Here is a 14,850-nt window from a genome sequence, read left to right as displayed (position 1 = left end):
CGTCAGAGCTGCTGCACGTCGACCACGCCAGCGACCGCCTTGATCGCACCGGCGATCTGCGGCGAGACCTTGAAGCGGCCGGGCAGCTTCATCTCCACCTCGGTCTCCAGGTCGAGCATCATCACCAGCGAGACTTCGCCGTCGCCGTTGGAGCGCGGTGCGGTGCCGGGACTGCCGATCTTTGGCGCGGCACCGTTCGCGGGCGCCATCTCTGGCCCGGCGAGACGCTTGGCGATCGACTCCAGCGGCTTGGTATCGCGCACGAAGATGCGCAGGCCCTTCTGCGTCTTGGCGGCGGCATCATCCAGCGGCTCGGCATGCAGCACGCGGGCGCGGACGTCCTCGCCCTGGAGCTCGGCGCCGAGCTGGAGCAGCACGGCGGCGCCCGGCTCCAGCACGTCGCGATACTGCGCAAGGCCTTCGGAGAACAGCACGGCCTCGAAATGGCCTGTCGGATCGGACAGGCCCATGATGCCCATCTTGTTGCCGGTCTTGGTGCGCCGCTCCATGCGTGAGACCACGGTGGCCGCGACTTTGCCGGCAGTCGCGCCGGTCTTTACCGCGCGCGAGAACTCCGCCCAGCTCTGCACCCGCAGGCGCTTCAGCACGGTGGCGTAATCGTCGAGCGGATGTCCGGACAGGAAGAAGCCGATCGCGTCGTATTCACGCCGCAGCCGCTCGGCCGGCAGCCAGGGCTCGACCTGCGGCAGCATGATGCTGGGCGCATCAGCCGAGCCGCCGAACATGTCGTTCTGGCCGATCGTCGCGGCTTCATGCGCGCGCTGGCAAGCGGCCAGAATTGCGTCCGCGCCGGCGAAGACGCGCGCCCGGTTCGGCTCCAGCGTGTCGAAGGCGCCGGCGGCGGCGAGACTCTCGATGATGCGCTTGTTGATCGCGCGCGGCGACACCCGCGCGGCAAAATCGGCGAGCGAGGTGAACAGGCCGTTCTTGGTCCGCTCCGCAATGATCTGATCGATCGCCTGGATGCCGACGCCCTTGAGCGCGGCGAGCGCGTAATAGATCGTCTTCTCGCCGACCTCGAAGGTCGCGCCCGAGCGATTGATGTTCGGCGGCTCGACCTTGATGCCGAGGCGCTGTGCCTCGGAGCGGAATTCGGAGAGCTTGTCGGTGTTGTTGAGATCGAGCGTCATCGACGCCGCGATGAACTCCACCGGATAATGCGCCTTCATGTAGGCGGTGTGATAGGACACCAGCGCATAGGCCGCGGCGTGGCTCTTGTTGAAGCCGTAATCGGCGAACTTGGCGAGCAGCTCGAAGATGGTCTCGGCCTGCCCCTTGGGCACGCCGTTCTTCACCGCGCCCGCGACGAAGATCTCGCGCTGCTTCTCCATCTCGGCGCGGATCTTCTTGCCCATGGCGCGGCGCAAGAGGTCGGCGTCTCCGAGCGAATAGCCCGACATCACCTGCGCGATCTGCATCACCTGTTCTTGGTAGATGATGACGCCGAAGGTCTCTTTGAGGATCGGCTCCAGCACGGGATGCAGATATTCCGGCTCCTCGTCGCCGTGCTTGCGCGCGCAATAGGTCGGGATGTTCGCCATCGGGCCCGGGCGATAGAGTGCCACCAGCGCGATAATGTCCTCGAAACGGTCGGGGCGCATGTCGATCAGCGCGCGCCGCATGCCCTGGCTTTCAACCTGGAACACACCGACCACGTCGCCGCGCGCCAGCATCTGGTAGCTCTCGGCGTCGTCGATCGGCAGCGTGGCCAGATCGACGTGGATGCCGCGCGGTTTCAAGAGCTTCACCGCGACGTCGAGCACCGTCAGCGTTTTCAGGCCGAGGAAGTCGAATTTGACGAGGCCCGCCGGCTCGACCCACTTCATGTTGAATTGGGTCACCGGCATGTCGGATTTTGGATCGCGGTACAGCGGCACGAGCTCGCTCAAGGGGCGATCGCCGATCACGATGCCGGCCGCATGGGTCGAGGCGTGACGGGTCAGGCCTTCGAGGCGCTGGGCGATATCGAAGGCGCGCGCCACCACCGGGTCTTCGTCGCGGAACGCCTGGAGCTTCGGCTCGCTTTCGATCGCAGCCGCAAGCGTCACCGGGGCGGCCGGATTCTGCGGTACGAGCTTGGTCAGCTTGTCGACCTGCCCGTAGGGCATCTGCAGCACGCGGCCGACATCGCGTAGCACGCCCCGCGCCTGCAGCGTACCGAAGGTGATGATCTGCGCGACCTGGTCGCGGCCGTAGCGCTGCTGCACGTATTGGATCACCTCGCCACGACGGTCCTGGCAGAAGTCGATGTCGAAGTCCGGCATCGAGACGCGCTCGGGATTGAGGAAGCGCTCGAACAGCAGGCCGAACCTGATCGGATCGAGATCGGTGATGGTCAACACCCAGGCGACCAGCGAGCCGGCGCCGGAGCCGCGGCCCGGCCCGACCGGAATGCCTTGCGACTTCGCCCATTTGATGAAGTCCGACACGATCAGGAAGTAACCCGCGTATTTCATGCGGGTGATGACGTCCAACTCGAAGGCAAGCCGCTTGGCGTATGTCTCCTCCGTCGTGCCCTGCGACAGTCCGTGGACGCGCAGGCGGTTGGCGAGCCCCTCCTCCGCCTGGCGCTTCAATTCGGCGGCCTCGACCGCGGCGGCATCCGAGCTCGATGCGGCGCCGACGGTGAAGAACGGCAGGATCGGCTTGCGTGTCATCGGGCGGAACGAGCAGCGCTCGGCGATCTCCACCGTCGAGGCCAGCGCCTCCGGAATGTCGGCGAACAGCACCGCCATTTCCGCGCGGGTCTTGAAGCGGTGATCGGGCGTGAGCTGCTCGCGGTCGGTCTCGGCGATCAGGCGCCCACCGGCGATGCACAGCAGCGCGTCATGCGCTTCGTAATCGTCGGTCGCGGCGAAATACGGCTCGTTGGTCGCGACCAGGGGCAGGCCCTTGGCATAGGCGATGTCGATCAGCCCGCTCTCGATGCGCCGCTCCTTATCGGTGTTGTGGCGCTGCAATTCGACATAGAGGCGGTTGCCGAACAGGCTGGCGAGACGCTCGCAGCGCGACGCCGCGATTTCGGCCTGCCCGGTGGCGAGCGCCAGCGAGACAGGTCCATCCGGACCGCCCGTGAGCGCGATCAGCCCCTCGGTCTCACCTTGGAGCCAGTCGAACTTGATGTGGGGGGCGTGGGTGTCGGGCGTCTCCAGGAATGCCCGCGAGTTCAGCCGCATCAGGCTGCGATAACCGCGCTCCTGCGCCGCCAGCAGCACCACGCGCGACGGCCCCAGCGCATTGCGCGCATTCGGATCCTGGTCGCCGAAATCGACCGCCAGCTCACAGCCGACGATCGGCTGAATGCCGGAACCCGCCATCTTGTCGGAGAACTCCAGCGCACCGAACATGTTGTCGGTATCGGTCAGCGCCAGGGCCGGCTGGTGGTCTCTCTTGGCGAGCTCGGCGAGCTTGGCGATCTTGATCGAGCCCTTGAGCAGCGAATAGGCCGAGTGAACGTGAAGGTGGACAAATCCGGCGCTCGGCATGGTCGCGTGACGGCCTCTTGCAGGGGGAATGGAGCGGTCGCCGGCTCCTCAAGGCATCATGCACTCGCCCGGCCGACTCGCCTCCTAATGATGCGGTGTGGCGCCGCGAGAGTCCACGGCGGAGCGGCCAATCCGCCGCGTCGTCCCGCTTTTCCCCAACCGCGTCCTCTAGAGCTGGGGAATTACCTGGGCCCAGATCGCGATCATCCCGACGAACAGTGTGATCGAGGCCAGTGCGGCGGCTTCTTCCACGAAAACCCTGAACATGTCTCGCTCCTTTTGCTAGAACGTATGAAGAACATTGTTCTCATTTCGTTCTCGGGAGTCAAGCCAGCTCAACCATTCCGAAAGGGAATGGTTAACTCGTTGAATTCGAAAACAAAAAAGCCCCGGCGCGAGGCCGGGGCTTTTCGACGATCGCTTCCTGAAGGAAGCGGTTTGTCTTAGTAGCGGGCAACCATCGGGCCGCCGAACTTGTAGTTCAGGCGGACGAGGCCCATGTCGACGTCCTGACGGATGCGCTCGGTGCCAGCGAAGCCAGCGAACGTCACGTCCTTGTCGGCCAGGAAGATGTGGTTGTACTCGACGCCAACCGACCAGTTCGGGGCGAAGCCGAACTCGAGGCCGGCACCGACCGTACCACCCCAGCGGGTGTCGCTGGACGAGGCGAGCAAGGGACCGCCGAGGCCATAGATCTCGTACTTGTCCCCGACCACAGCCGCACCGCCCTTGACGTAGAGCAGCACGTTGTTCCAGGCGTAGCCGACCTGGCCGGTGATCAGACCGAACGAATCGATCTTGGTGCGGTTGCGGGTGGCGAACAGCGCGCTGACGTTGTCGCCCGTGAAGTCAGCCCAGTTGCCCTGGCCTTCCACGCCGAACACGAACTGGCCGGACTGCCAGCGATAGCCGATCTGGCCACCGACCGTGCCGCCGGTCGCATCGTGCGAGCCTTCGCGGCCGACACCAACGAAGTCCCAGGTGGTGCGAGCCGAACCGCCACCGCCGTTGATGCCGATGTAGAAGCCGCTCCAGTCGTAAACTGCGGCGATCGCCGCCGGCGGAGCCTTGGTGTAAGGCCGCGCCGCCAGGTCAGCAGCCACCGCCGGCGCAGCCGCGCTGAGCGCAATCAGGCTGACAGCGGCAAGCAACAAATTCTTCTTCATTTGATTCCCGTTCCAGTTTCTTCAGTAGGCCCCCGGGCCGTGCCGTCGTCATATCAGCGATCGACAGAATTGCTGTAATCGCGACGCAACAGTTAGAGCCAAAGGGCCGCGCTTCATTAATGAACATTTAGCAGAGCGCACTGGAAACCCTTTGAAACCAGTGTTTTCAGGAGTTCCAATGTCGACTACACGACATAACCTGCACGCGCGCGTAACAACGTCGCGGGCACATTCGCGTGATTGGAGAATTCAGATGCGAGTCCAAGCTTCTCTCCCCATTGTCGCCACATTTTCGCTCGGGCTCGCCACATTTGCGCTCGGGATCAGCGCGAGCTCGCCCGCGCGCGCCTTCGGCACGCACCATCCATTCTGCCTCACCGGCGATGAATGGCCGGGGCTGAGCAATTGCAGGTTCGATACCTACGCGCAGTGTCAGGCGAGCGCATCCGGCCGCGCGCTGACCTGCATCGCCAATCCGTTCTTCGCAGGCCAGAGCGATGATCCCTACGCGTATCAAAATCGTCCGCGCGCGCAGACGCCGGGCTATGCCTTGCCGCGCTGACATACGCGGCGCGTGGACCACGCTCGTCGCAATCGGCTTGCTCCTTACGAGCACTCTTGCGCACGCGCAGACCTATGATCCGCGCTATCCGGTCTGCATGCAGATCTACGGCCCCGTCGGCTATTTCGACTGCCGCTACAGTTCGCTCGAGCAGTGCAGATATCTCGCCGTCGGACGTTCGGCGAGCTGCGTCGTGAATCCCTATTTCCCGCCAGGCAAACCGACGTCCCCTCGCCGATCGAGCCGCGCCGCCGCTGGCGCCGGATAATCCCAGCGATCGTATGGCCTGGCGTCTCTCAGCTTTGCCAGGGCGTGTTGCGGATGCGCGTACACGCATTTGGCTTGCGGAACGTCGGATCGTGATCTTCGATGTAGTCGAAATTGACCGTTCCGAACGTCGTCTGCGGCTTCTTCAGGGCTGAGCAGGTCTGCACCTTCAGGAACTCGTTCTTGAAGTCACCGCGCGGAAACGCAGTGATCACCTCTTCGCGTTGATCCGGTGTGTAGTCGTCAAATCCAACGCCGACGACGTCCACCAGAACGCCAGCGTTGGTGAGAGCAATTTCCGGCCTCATATATTGCGGAATGCCGGGAGTGGTGTGCAGCGCGATCGCTTCCCACACCAGATCGGCCTGCGGCTCGGCAATGCCGCGCGCTCGAAGAAAGTCGCGTGCCGCGTCTGCGCCATCGACCTCAAACCGCTTGGTCTCGGTGTGGTAATGATCGACCAGGCCGAGGTCGTGGAACAGCGCCGCGACATAGAGCAGCTCGGAATCGAATTTGAGCTTTTGTCGCAGTCCTTTGATCGCGCCGAATACGTAGACGCGAACCGAATGGTTGAACAACATCTCGTCTTCGTACTGGCGCACCAGTTCAGCGGCTTCGCGCGCCAGCTTGCTGTCGGGAATTCTGACGCCGGAGATCACGCTCGTCATTTTCATGCTCCTGCTTTGCATTTCGGCTGACGCCGTTCGGCCTCTCAGGCGGCTTTCTCCATGGCCGCCTGCGGCGAATTCCGGAAGCTGATCGACATTCGATTGTACGCATTCATCAGGCTGATTGCGATCGTGAGATCGACCAGCTCGCGCTCGCTGAAGACGGCGCGGGCGGCTTGATACGCCTCATCCGGAACGTTGGTCTGAGCGACGCAGGTCACCGTCTCGGCCCATGCGAGAGCCGCGCGCTCGCGTTCGTCGAAGAGATTGCCGGCCTCGGCCCACGCCTGCACCAGCGCGAGCTTTTCGATCTTTACGCCGCTCTTGAGCAGGTCGCGGGCGGGTGTGCATGTCCAGGCCGGAGACGGCGATCGCCATTCGCTATGCGACCAGCCGAGCACGGCCGACAGACGGAATGGTCGATGATCTCTTCATCGATACGTTCTGGCCGGTTTGCAGTCCGCATTTGCTTGCAGCGGAGCACCTGAAGAGACCAATCGATCTTGCAAATCACGTTCTGATCCACTCCTATTGGTCGCCCGCCGATCGTGAGCCACCGACATGGCAGAGATGGCTTGCTGCGGCTCAGCGCAGGTGGCGCGAGGTGCCCCAATTCAAGGACATGCAGCATTTGAGCTTCCGGGAGGAACTGCACGCCATCGAGGCGGTGATCGCCGGACAGGGTGTCGGGATTTTCAGTGATGTGCTCGTGGCACACGAGCTCGCAGCTGGCACGCTCGTGAAGGCGTTCAAGTTGAGCTTGCCTGGCTACGGCTTCCATGTGGTCAGTAAGCCAAGCCATCCGCGAGCACGGACCATCCGGGCTTTTTCGCAGTGGTTGCGGTCAAGCCCTTGATCCGCTTCTCAGTACCCTCGAAGGGTCCACTTCCTGATCAAGCCTTGCAATCCGAACCACCGCAGCGTCTCCGCTTGCCTTTCGAAAGCAGACGCGCTGGCCTCGATGTCTTGGTGCCCTACACCGGCGTATAGATCACGAGCTTCAGCGCGGGATCGTCGTTGGCCTGAAAACTCGTGTGCTCGAACCGGAGGAGCCCCTTGGTCGGATGGTTCATGGTCTTCAGGCCCGAGGCGGTGCTGCGGATCTCGTGCGCCTCCCACCAATCGACGAATTCCGGACTGCCCTGACGCAGCCGCGTGAGCAGCTCGGTGAAGGCGGGATCGCCGGCCCAGACGTCGTGGGTGGCGCGAAACATCGCGACCATGCTCTTGGCCACGTCGGTCCAGCTCGCGCCATAGAATTTTCGTGTCTGCTTGTTCGTCAACACCAGGAGCAACGTATTGCGATCCTGCTCCGGCAGCTGGCCGAAGCCAAAGATCTCCTCGGCCGCCGCGTTCCAGGCCAGCACGTCCCAGCGCCGCCCAGTGACATAGGCGGGCTGCGTCAAGCTGTCGATCATCCGCCGGATCGGCGGCGGCACGATCTCGGGCACGAAGGCCGCCCTCGCGCCGTCGCGCGCCAGCGCCTTCAGATGCGCATGCTCGGTCTTGCTGAGACGCAGCGCGCGGGCGAGCGCATCGACGGTGGTGATCGAGGGGCTGACGGTGCGGCCCTGTTCGAGGCGGATGTACCAGTCGACGCCAATGCCGGCGAGCTGCGCGACCTCCTCACGCCGCAGCCCCGCGGTGCGCCGCCGGCGGCCGGCCGGAAGACCTACTGCCTTCGGTGACAGCTTTTCGCGGCGCGACCTGAGGAAATCGCCGAATTCGATGCGGCGTGGGTCGGCCATGATGTCGTTCCCGCGATGGAGGGTCGTTGCAATACTAGGATAATACCAGGCCTTCTTGTCCCCTCCAAGGCAGCGCATATGCGCTTCACCCGACCTTGAGAGGTGAACATCGTGAAAGCTGCCGTACTCAAATCCTTCGGCTCGCCACTGGTGATCGAGAATGCCCCCGAACCGGTGCTCGGCACCGGCGAGGTCATCGTCGATGTCGTTGCCACGCGCGTGCTGTCCTACATGAACGAGGTCTTCGACGGGACACGCAATTATGCGCTCGACCTGCCGGTTATCCCCGGTCCCGGCGGCATCGGCCGGGTGCGCGCGATCGGCCCGGACGCAACCAGGCTTGCGATCGGCGACTGGGTGTTCTGCGATCCGACGGTGCGTTCGCGCGACGATGCCGTTGCGCCCGACATTGCCCTGCAAGGGCTCACGGCCGCCGGCCCTGGCGGCATGCGCCTGCAAAAGCATTTTCGCCACGGCTCGTTTGCCGAGCAGATGCGGGTCCCGACCGAGAACGTCACACGTCTCGGCGCGATCACACCGGAGGCAGCGGCGCAATGGTGCGCCCTTGGGACACTGCTCGTGCCCTATGGCGGCTTCCTTGCCGCGAACCTGCGACCAGGCGAAACTGTGCTGGTGAGCGGGGCTACCGGCAATTTCGGCAGCGCGGCCGTCTCGGTCGCGCTGGCAATGGGCGCGGCCTGCGTGATCGCGCCCGGCCGCAACGAAACAATCCTGGCCGACCTCGTCCGCCGCTTCGGCAGCCGCGTGAAGCCGGTCAAGCTCACTGGCGTTGAGGACGACGACCGCGAGAGCATGAAGCACGCGGCATCAGGTCCGATCGACTGCGTGCTCGACATCATGCCGCCCTCGGTCAGCACCAATGTGGTGCGCGCGGCGGTCATGACGGTGCGCCCGTATGGCCGCGTCGTGCTGATGGGCGGCGTCGGGATGGCGGGCGGTGCAGGGCTCGAGCTGCCCTACCCCTGGATCATGCGCAACTGCATCAGCATCCACGGCGTCTGGATGTACCCGCCGGACGCAGCAACCCGCGTGATCGCGCTGGTGCGTGCCGGGCTGCTGCGGCTCGAGGAGTATGAGTCGACAGCCTTCGACCTCGACCATGCCAATGAGGCCGTCGCCCATGCGGCGGCCAATGGCGGGCCGTTCAAATTGACGGTGATCCGGCCTTGAGCCCTAGGGGCGCGGGGGAGCGCCGTCGCCAAATTTTTTCGCAAGTCCGGCCAAGCACTTGGCTACTGTACATGGGGTTGTTTTCGCATTTTAGTCGAGCTCGACCACCTGGCCGTTCGACAGCGAGACGCGCCGGTCCATGCGCCCGGCGAGCTCCATGTTGTGGGTCGCGATCAGCATCGACACCTGCGTCGCCTTGACCAGCTGCATCAGGGCCTGGAACACGTGCTCGGCGGTGCCGGGGTCGAGATTGCCAGTCGGCTCGTCCGCAAACAGCACGCGCGGCGCGTTGGCAACCGCACGTGCGATCGCGACGCGCTGCTGCTCACCGCCCGACAATTCCGCCGGACGATGGGTGATGCGGTCGCCGAGGCCGAGATAGCCCAGGATCTCCTTGGCGCGCTTGACGCTCTCGGATTTCTTCAGGCCGCGGATCATCTGTGGCAGCATGACATTCTCAAGCGCCGAGAACTCGGGCAGCAGCCGGTGCGACTGGTAGACGAAGCCGATATCGGTGCGGCGCAACTGGGTGCGCTCGATGTCGGGCAGCTGCGAGGTCGGCGCGCCCGAGACATAGACCTCGCCGGAATCCGGTGCCTCGAGCAGCCCCGCAATGTGCAGCAGCGTCGACTTGCCGGAGCCCGACGGCGCCACCAACGCGACCGACTGCCCGCGCCACAACGCCAGCTTGGCGCCGTCGAGGATCGTCAGCGGCATCTCGCCCTGCACGTACTGCCGCTTTATCTCGTGGAGATAAATGACTGGTACATCTTCCGCCCCCTGCTGCTCCATCAGCCCCTCACTCGTACCGGAGCGCTTCGACCGGATCGAGGCGCGCGGCGCGCCACGACGGGTACAGCGTGGCCAGGAACGACAGCGTCAGCGCCATGACGACGACCGCCGTGGTTTCGCCGACGTCGATCTCGGCGGGCAGCTTCGACAGGAAATAGAGTTCAGGCGAGAACAGCTCGGTGCTGGTGAGCCAGGACAGGAATTGCCTGATGGACTCGATGTTGAGGCAGATCACGAGACCGACGAAGAAACCGACCAGCGTGCCGACCACGCCGATCGAGGCGCCCGTGATCAGGAAGATCCGCATGATCGAGCCCTGCGAGGCACCCATGGTGCGCAGGATCGCGATGTCGCTGCCCTTGTCCTTCACCAGCATGATCAGGCCGGAGACGATGTTGAGGGCGGCAACCAGCACGATCATGGTCAGGATCAGGAACATCACGTTGCGCTCGACCTGGAGCGCGTTGAAGAAGGTCGAGTTGCGCTGGCGCCAGTCGACCAGGAACACCGGGCGGCCCGCAGCCTCCGTCACCGCCTTGCGGAAGGCGTCGATCTTGTCGGGGTTGGTGGTGAACACCTCGATCGAGGTGACGTCGTTACTGCGGTTGAAATAGGCCTGCGCCTCGGCCAGCGGCATGAACACGAAGCCGAGATCGTATTCGGACATGCCGATCTCGAACACGGCGACGATCTTGTACGGCTTGATGCGCGGCGTTGTGCCCATCGGGGTGACCGCGCCCTTCGGCGCCACCAGCGTCACGCTGTCGCCGGCATGCAGCGACAGCTGGTCGGCGAGCCGGCGGCCGATCGCGACGCCCTGCCCCTCGTCAAAGCCCTCGAGCGAGCCCTGCTTGATGTTCTTGGCGATCGAGGTGAGGTTGTTGAGGTCGTCGGAGCGGATGCCGCGCACCAGGACGCCCGAAGCGTTCCATGGCGATGACGCCAACGCCTGGCCATCCACCACGGGCGCAGCGAGCCGGATGCCCTCGACCTGGCTGAGGCGGTCGGCGACGTCCTTCCAGTCGGTCAGCGGCGATTCCAGCGGCTGGACCAGGATATGGCCGTTGAGCCCTAGGATCTTGTCGAGCAGCTCCTTGCGGAAGCCGTTCATGACGGCCATGACGATGATCAGCGTCGCCACGCCCAACATGATGCCGAGAAAGGAGAACCCGGCGATGACCGAGATGAATCCCTCCTTGCGGCGCGCTCGCAAATAGCGCCCCGACAGCATCCACTCGAATGGCGCAAAAGGCGCGGTCTGCACGGTTTCGGTCATGGTCTCGTCCATCGCTCGATAATCCCATGATTCGCGGTCAATTGTGGCCGGATTGGCGGCCGCAATATCGCGCGATGAACAATATTCAGCCGACCAAGCGGGCGACCGCGTCCGCAGGCGACATGGTCTCGCGTGCGCCGTCGGCTCGCCGCTTGATCTCGACCTTGCCGTCAGCAAGCCCCTTCGGCCCGATCATGATCTGCCAGGGGATGCCGATCAGGTCGGCGGCGGCGAATTTGGCGCCGGCGCGCTGGTCGGTATCGTCATAGAGGACATCCACGCCCTTGGCGGTGAGCTCCTCATAGAGCTTCTCGCAGGCCGCATCGACCGCGGCATCGCCTTGCTTGAGGTTGACCACCACGGCGCGGAACGGGGCGACGGCTTCCGGCCATTTGATGCCGGCATCGTCATGACAGGCCTCGATGATGGCACCAAGCAGGCGTGAGACGCCGACACCGTAGGAGCCGCCATGGATCGGCACGTCGACACCGTCGGGGCCCGCCACCAGCGCCTTCATCGGCTCGGAATATTTGGTACCGAAGTAGAAGATCTGGCCGACCTCGATGCCACGGGTGTTCACTCGTTTGTCCGCAGGCACCTCCCGCTCGAACCGCGCGGAATCGTGAACGTCCTCGGTAGCAGCATACAGCGAGGTCCACTGCTTGATGATCGGCGTCAGATCGTCCTCATAATTGACGTCCTCGCCCGGCACCGGCAGGTCCAGCACGTCGCGATTGATGAAGACGCCGGATTCGCCGGTCTCCGCCAGCACTATGAACTCGTGGCTGAGATCGCCGCCGATCGGACCGGTCTCGGCGCGCATTGGGATCGCCTTCAGCCCCATCCGTGCGAAAGTCCGCAAATAGGCGACGAACATCTTGTTGTAGGCGACCCGCGCCGCCGCCTCGTTGAGGTCGAAGGAGTAAGCGTCCTTCATCAGGAATTCGCGGCCGCGCATCACACCGAACCGCGGACGCTGCTCGTCGCGGAATTTCCATTGAATATGATAGAGATTGAGCGGCAGGTTCTTGTACGACTTCACATAGGCGCGGAAGATCTCGGTGATCATTTCCTCGTTGGTCGGTCCGTACAGCAGCTCGCGCTTGTGGCGGTCGGCGATGCGCAGCATCTCCGGACCATAGGCATCGTAGCGGCCGCTCTCGCGCCAGAGGTCGGCGAGCTGGAGCGTCGGCATCAGCACCTCGATCGCGCCCGAGCGGTCCTGCTCCTCGCGCACGATCCGCTCGATCTTCTTGAGCACGCGGAAGCCAAGCGGCAGCCAGGCATAGATGCCGGCGGCCTCCTGCCGGATCATTCCGGCGCGCAGCATCAGCCGATGCGAGACGATCTCGGCCTCTTTCGGATTTTCCTTCAGAATGGGCAGAAAGAATCGCGACAACCGCATGGCAACACTCTAGGAATCAGTGACGGGTTGCAGTGAAACCGGATTGGGAGCGAAAACACAAGACCGCGAGTGAGGAAAAGCCGCTAACGCGGCGGAATTCCTGTCATTTTCCGTTGACTTCAGATTTGGCTTGAGGAGCAGCATGCCAGCAAAGCCGGCGAGCCTAGGGCGGCGCCACCTCGAGTTCATCCTCCAGCGTAATGCTCTCGAAGTCGCTCACCAGCGCATCGATCCGGATATGCCAGCGGCCAGCGAAGGGCAGTTCGACCTTGCGCACATGCCAATAGCCGTCCGGCCCGAGCGAGGTACCCCGTTCCATCGGCTCGATGCCGCGCTCGGGCAAGCTCAAGGTCAACGTCACCTCCTTGGCCGCGAGCGGCGTCCCCTCGCCGGTCATGAGCTGGACCACGAAGTCATCGACACCGGCCTTACCCGGCAAGACCAGGACTTGGAACATTGCCTTGTCGCTGTGGACGTGGATCGCGAGCGGCGCCTCGGGAAGCATGGTCCGCGGCGGCGGCGTGAAGCGCCACCCGGCGACGACCGCGAAGATGACCAGTGCGATGGCACATTCGAACAGGATCGAGCGCTTGAGGGCGGACGCGGCCTCGTGATCGCTTGCCAGCGCCGGGCTCAGGTGAAAGCGGTTGAGCGCGGCGAGTGCGAGCAACATGAGGACCAGCGCTAGCTTGATGGAAAGGACGAGGCCATAGCGGGTCTCGACCAACGCTGAAGGCCTTTCGAGCTGGACGATAGCGAGCCCAAGGCCGGTCAGGGCCAACGTGGCGACGACCGGCACGGCGATACGGGAGAAGCGGTTTACGACAGGCAAAGCCGTGGCCGCCGGCTTCGACACCAGCACAGCGAGCGGCGCCATTGCCCCGATCCAGAACGCAACGCCGAGACCGTGGAGGAAGACCGCCGGCCGCGTCAACATTTCGGGCGGTGCCGTTGCGGCGTGTCCGGTCATGGCCAGCGACAGGCCGACGCCGATGAACGCGATAAACGCAAGAGCGCGCGCGTACCAGGCGGCACGCAGCGCCATCAGGGCCAGCAGCATCGCAGCGACGGCGACCAGCAAGGCGGGGCCTGCGCTGGTCGCGAACGCGACCTTCCAAGGCGCGGCCGTCGCAAGAGCTGCCAGTGGCAGGCCGAGGAGATCCAGACCCAGCGCACCGAGGGACATCACCGCGCTCGGAAGGCCGACCGCGAGTGCCACGCGCGGCACGATCATGCTGGTCGTCGACCACGCGATCCAGCGCGCGAACAACACACCGCCGACACCAACAAACAGCCCGATGTAAAGACCAACCCGCGCCAGCCAGATGAGTATGCTCAACCCGCTATCCGTGTTCGCGAGAGGCTTCGTCCCCGTCGGCATGCCGATCGAGAAGATCACCGATCCGGCCACGGGATGGCCGTCCTGCGAAATCACGCGATAGCTGACGACCGCCGTACCCTGCGGCAGGTCCGGCGGCATCGCAACCGAAATGGCCTCCGCCGACGCGTCGATGCGCACATCGTCCCGCGTCCTGCCCGCGCCATCGATCAGCCGGATCGCGCCGGGCGTGACGGCCTCGTTGAAACGCAGCACCACAGCCTCCGGCGCGGCCATGAGCCTGCTGCCGCTCGCCGGCTCGGCCGAGATGAGTGCCGCATGCGCCGAGGCCCCGGTCGCAAAGCCGGTGACCAGGAGCAGCGTCGCGAGCGCGGCGAGCAGACGCATCAGGGTTTCGGCAGCAGCTTCACACCCGGGGCGGGCGACTTGCCCTCGTGCGAATGCCCTGCCCCCTCAGCCGGGATCTCGATCCAACGGCTGACACCGGTCTCGCATTCCTGGACAACGGGGAAATACAACGTCGTGTTCGGCTTGAGCTTGTCGGTCAGGACCGTGTGCATGACGAACTCGTCATAGTTCTTGTCCGGAAGCTTGCCGCCGGCCCACGCCACCTCCTTGACGCCGGACGAGATCTTATTGCCGTGATAGTCATATTCGCTGGCATATTTGCCTTCGACGACATCGATGGTCCAGCCTGCCTTCGGCATTGGCTTGACCGCGATCACCCCTTCCGGGATCTGCACGCGGATCTTCACCGTGGGCGAGCCCGCACAACCATGGGGCACTGTGAAGACAGCCTTGTAAGACGCACCGACCGTGGCTTGCTTGGTCTCGAGCGACACGTGCGCCGCCGCCGGCGAGGCGGCGAACGCAGCAACCAGGATCAGGCGGAATCGCTTCGGCATGTTCAGCCTCCCGAGAGTTCGGATC

13 protein-coding genes and 1 pseudogene are annotated in these 14,850 nt (G+C 64.3%); 4 read left to right on the top strand and 10 right to left on the bottom strand.

What is annotated here, in order from left to right; genetic code table 11:
* Positions 1 to 2: 2 nt before the first annotated feature.
* Both dnaE and IVA91_RS30465 read right to left on the bottom strand, forming a co-directional pair.
* The gene (dnaE, locus tag IVA91_RS30470) at positions 3 to 3,506 is read right to left on the bottom strand and encodes a DNA polymerase III subunit alpha (RefSeq protein WP_247459976.1); all 3,504 of its coding nucleotides are present in this window, start codon (positions 3,504 to 3,506) and stop codon (positions 3 to 5) included.
* 443 nt (positions 3,507 to 3,949) lie between these two features.
* Positions 3,950 to 4,672, bottom strand: coding sequence for an outer membrane beta-barrel protein (locus IVA91_RS30465; RefSeq protein WP_247275926.1), 723 nt, complete (start codon positions 4,670 to 4,672; stop codon positions 3,950 to 3,952).
* A 253-nt stretch (positions 4,673 to 4,925) separates the two neighbouring features.
* On the opposite strand from IVA91_RS30465, the gene IVA91_RS30460 reads away from it, so the two are divergent.
* The gene (locus tag IVA91_RS30460) at positions 4,926 to 5,234 is read left to right on the top strand and encodes a DUF3551 domain-containing protein (RefSeq protein WP_247459974.1); all 309 of its coding nucleotides are present in this window, start codon (positions 4,926 to 4,928) and stop codon (positions 5,232 to 5,234) included.
* Positions 5,218 to 5,502, top strand: coding sequence for a DUF3551 domain-containing protein (locus IVA91_RS30455; RefSeq protein ID WP_247459972.1), 285 nt, complete (start codon positions 5,218 to 5,220; stop codon positions 5,500 to 5,502). Before IVA91_RS30460 ends, IVA91_RS30455 begins: the two co-directional genes overlap by 17 nt.
* 28 nt (positions 5,503 to 5,530) lie before the next feature.
* Here the strand turns inward: IVA91_RS30455 and IVA91_RS30450 are convergent, their stop codons facing one another.
* Both IVA91_RS30450 and IVA91_RS30445 read right to left on the bottom strand, forming a co-directional pair.
* Positions 5,531 to 6,169, bottom strand: a complete 639-nt coding sequence (locus IVA91_RS30450; protein ID WP_247459970.1) for an HD domain-containing protein — start codon at positions 6,167 to 6,169, stop codon at positions 5,531 to 5,533.
* Between the two features lie 44 nt (positions 6,170 to 6,213).
* Positions 6,214 to 6,526 (bottom strand): annotated as a pseudogene (locus tag IVA91_RS30445) (carboxymuconolactone decarboxylase family protein); the annotation flags it as partial.
* 58 nt (positions 6,527 to 6,584) lie between these two features.
* Here IVA91_RS30445 and IVA91_RS30440 point away from each other — a divergent pair.
* Complete coding sequence (locus tag IVA91_RS30440) at positions 6,585 to 7,025, top strand: LysR substrate-binding domain-containing protein (RefSeq protein WP_247459969.1); 441 nt, start codon at positions 6,585 to 6,587, stop codon at positions 7,023 to 7,025.
* 118 nt (positions 7,026 to 7,143) lie between these two features.
* Here the strand turns inward: IVA91_RS30440 and IVA91_RS30435 are convergent, their stop codons facing one another.
* Entirely contained in the window at positions 7,144 to 7,917 is a 774-nt protein-coding gene (locus IVA91_RS30435) for a helix-turn-helix transcriptional regulator (protein WP_247459967.1), read from the bottom strand.
* 111 nt (positions 7,918 to 8,028) lie between these two features.
* Here IVA91_RS30435 and IVA91_RS30430 point away from each other — a divergent pair, with 111 nt between their 5' ends.
* On the top strand, positions 8,029 to 9,108 hold the full coding sequence (locus tag IVA91_RS30430; protein ID WP_247459965.1) for a zinc-binding alcohol dehydrogenase family protein: 1,080 nt from the start codon (positions 8,029 to 8,031) through the stop codon (positions 9,106 to 9,108).
* A 90-nt stretch (positions 9,109 to 9,198) separates the two neighbouring features.
* On the opposite strand, the gene IVA91_RS30425 is transcribed toward IVA91_RS30430, so the two are convergent.
* The 5 genes from IVA91_RS30425 to IVA91_RS30405 all read right to left on the bottom strand — a co-directional run bounded on the left by IVA91_RS30425 (position 9,199) and on the right by IVA91_RS30405 (position 14,825).
* Entirely contained in the window at positions 9,199 to 9,900 is a 702-nt protein-coding gene (locus IVA91_RS30425; protein WP_247275919.1) for an ABC transporter ATP-binding protein, read from the bottom strand.
* Between the two features lie 7 nt (positions 9,901 to 9,907).
* Positions 9,908 to 11,188: a lipoprotein-releasing ABC transporter permease subunit gene (locus tag IVA91_RS30420; protein ID WP_247275918.1), complete on the bottom strand. Its 1,281-nt coding sequence runs from the start codon at positions 11,186 to 11,188 to the stop codon at positions 9,908 to 9,910.
* Positions 11,189 to 11,261: 73 nt separating this feature from the next.
* Positions 11,262 to 12,581: a proline--tRNA ligase gene (gene proS, locus IVA91_RS30415; protein ID WP_247459964.1), complete on the bottom strand. Its 1,320-nt coding sequence runs from the start codon at positions 12,579 to 12,581 to the stop codon at positions 11,262 to 11,264.
* Between the two features lie 163 nt (positions 12,582 to 12,744).
* Positions 12,745 to 14,307 carry a CopD family protein gene (locus tag IVA91_RS30410; protein ID WP_247459962.1) on the bottom strand — a complete coding sequence of 521 codons (1,563 nt, stop codon included), beginning with the start codon at positions 14,305 to 14,307 and terminating at the stop codon, positions 12,745 to 12,747.
* The gene (locus tag IVA91_RS30405; RefSeq protein WP_247459961.1) at positions 14,307 to 14,825 is read right to left on the bottom strand and encodes a YcnI family protein; all 519 of its coding nucleotides are present in this window, start codon (positions 14,823 to 14,825) and stop codon (positions 14,307 to 14,309) included. The genes IVA91_RS30410 and IVA91_RS30405 overlap by 1 nt, the downstream gene beginning before the upstream one ends.
* Positions 14,826 to 14,850 lie beyond the last annotated feature (25 nt).

Source organism: Bradyrhizobium sp. 153, from assembly GCF_023073835.1.
GTDB lineage: Bacteria > Pseudomonadota > Alphaproteobacteria > Rhizobiales > Xanthobacteraceae > Bradyrhizobium.
The sequence above is the reverse complement of the archived record's forward strand: the minus strand, read 5'-3'. Positions and strand labels throughout refer to the sequence as shown.

What these genes read in the sequence shown, in the direction of transcription:
- dnaE (WP_247459976.1), bottom strand. Translation starts at nt 3,506, where the DNA reads ATGCCGAGCGCCGGATTTGTCCACCTTCACGTTCACTCGGCCTATTCG.
- IVA91_RS30465 (WP_247275926.1), bottom strand. Translation starts at nt 4,672, where the DNA reads ATGAAGAAGAATTTGTTGCTTGCCGCTGTCAGCCTGATTGCGCTCAGC.
- IVA91_RS30460 (WP_247459974.1), top strand. Translation starts at nt 4,926, where the DNA reads ATGCGAGTCCAAGCTTCTCTCCCCATTGTCGCCACATTTTCGCTCGGG.
- IVA91_RS30455 (WP_247459972.1), top strand. Translation starts at nt 5,218, where the DNA reads ATGCCTTGCCGCGCTGACATACGCGGCGCGTGGACCACGCTCGTCGCA.
- IVA91_RS30450 (WP_247459970.1), bottom strand. Translation starts at nt 6,169, where the DNA reads ATGACGAGCGTGATCTCCGGCGTCAGAATTCCCGACAGCAAGCTGGCG.
- IVA91_RS30440 (WP_247459969.1), top strand. Translation starts at nt 6,585, where the DNA reads ATGGTCGATGATCTCTTCATCGATACGTTCTGGCCGGTTTGCAGTCCG.
- IVA91_RS30435 (WP_247459967.1), bottom strand. Translation starts at nt 7,917, where the DNA reads ATGGCCGACCCACGCCGCATCGAATTCGGCGATTTCCTCAGGTCGCGC.
- IVA91_RS30425 (WP_247275919.1), bottom strand. Translation starts at nt 9,900, where the DNA reads ATGGAGCAGCAGGGGGCGGAAGATGTACCAGTCATTTATCTCCACGAG.
- IVA91_RS30420 (WP_247275918.1), bottom strand. Translation starts at nt 11,188, where the DNA reads ATGGACGAGACCATGACCGAAACCGTGCAGACCGCGCCTTTTGCGCCA.
- proS (WP_247459964.1), bottom strand. Translation starts at nt 12,581, where the DNA reads ATGCGGTTGTCGCGATTCTTTCTGCCCATTCTGAAGGAAAATCCGAAA.
- IVA91_RS30410 (WP_247459962.1), bottom strand. Translation starts at nt 14,307, where the DNA reads ATGCGTCTGCTCGCCGCGCTCGCGACGCTGCTCCTGGTCACCGGCTTT.
- IVA91_RS30405 (WP_247459961.1), bottom strand. Translation starts at nt 14,825, where the DNA reads ATGCCGAAGCGATTCCGCCTGATCCTGGTTGCTGCGTTCGCCGCCTCG.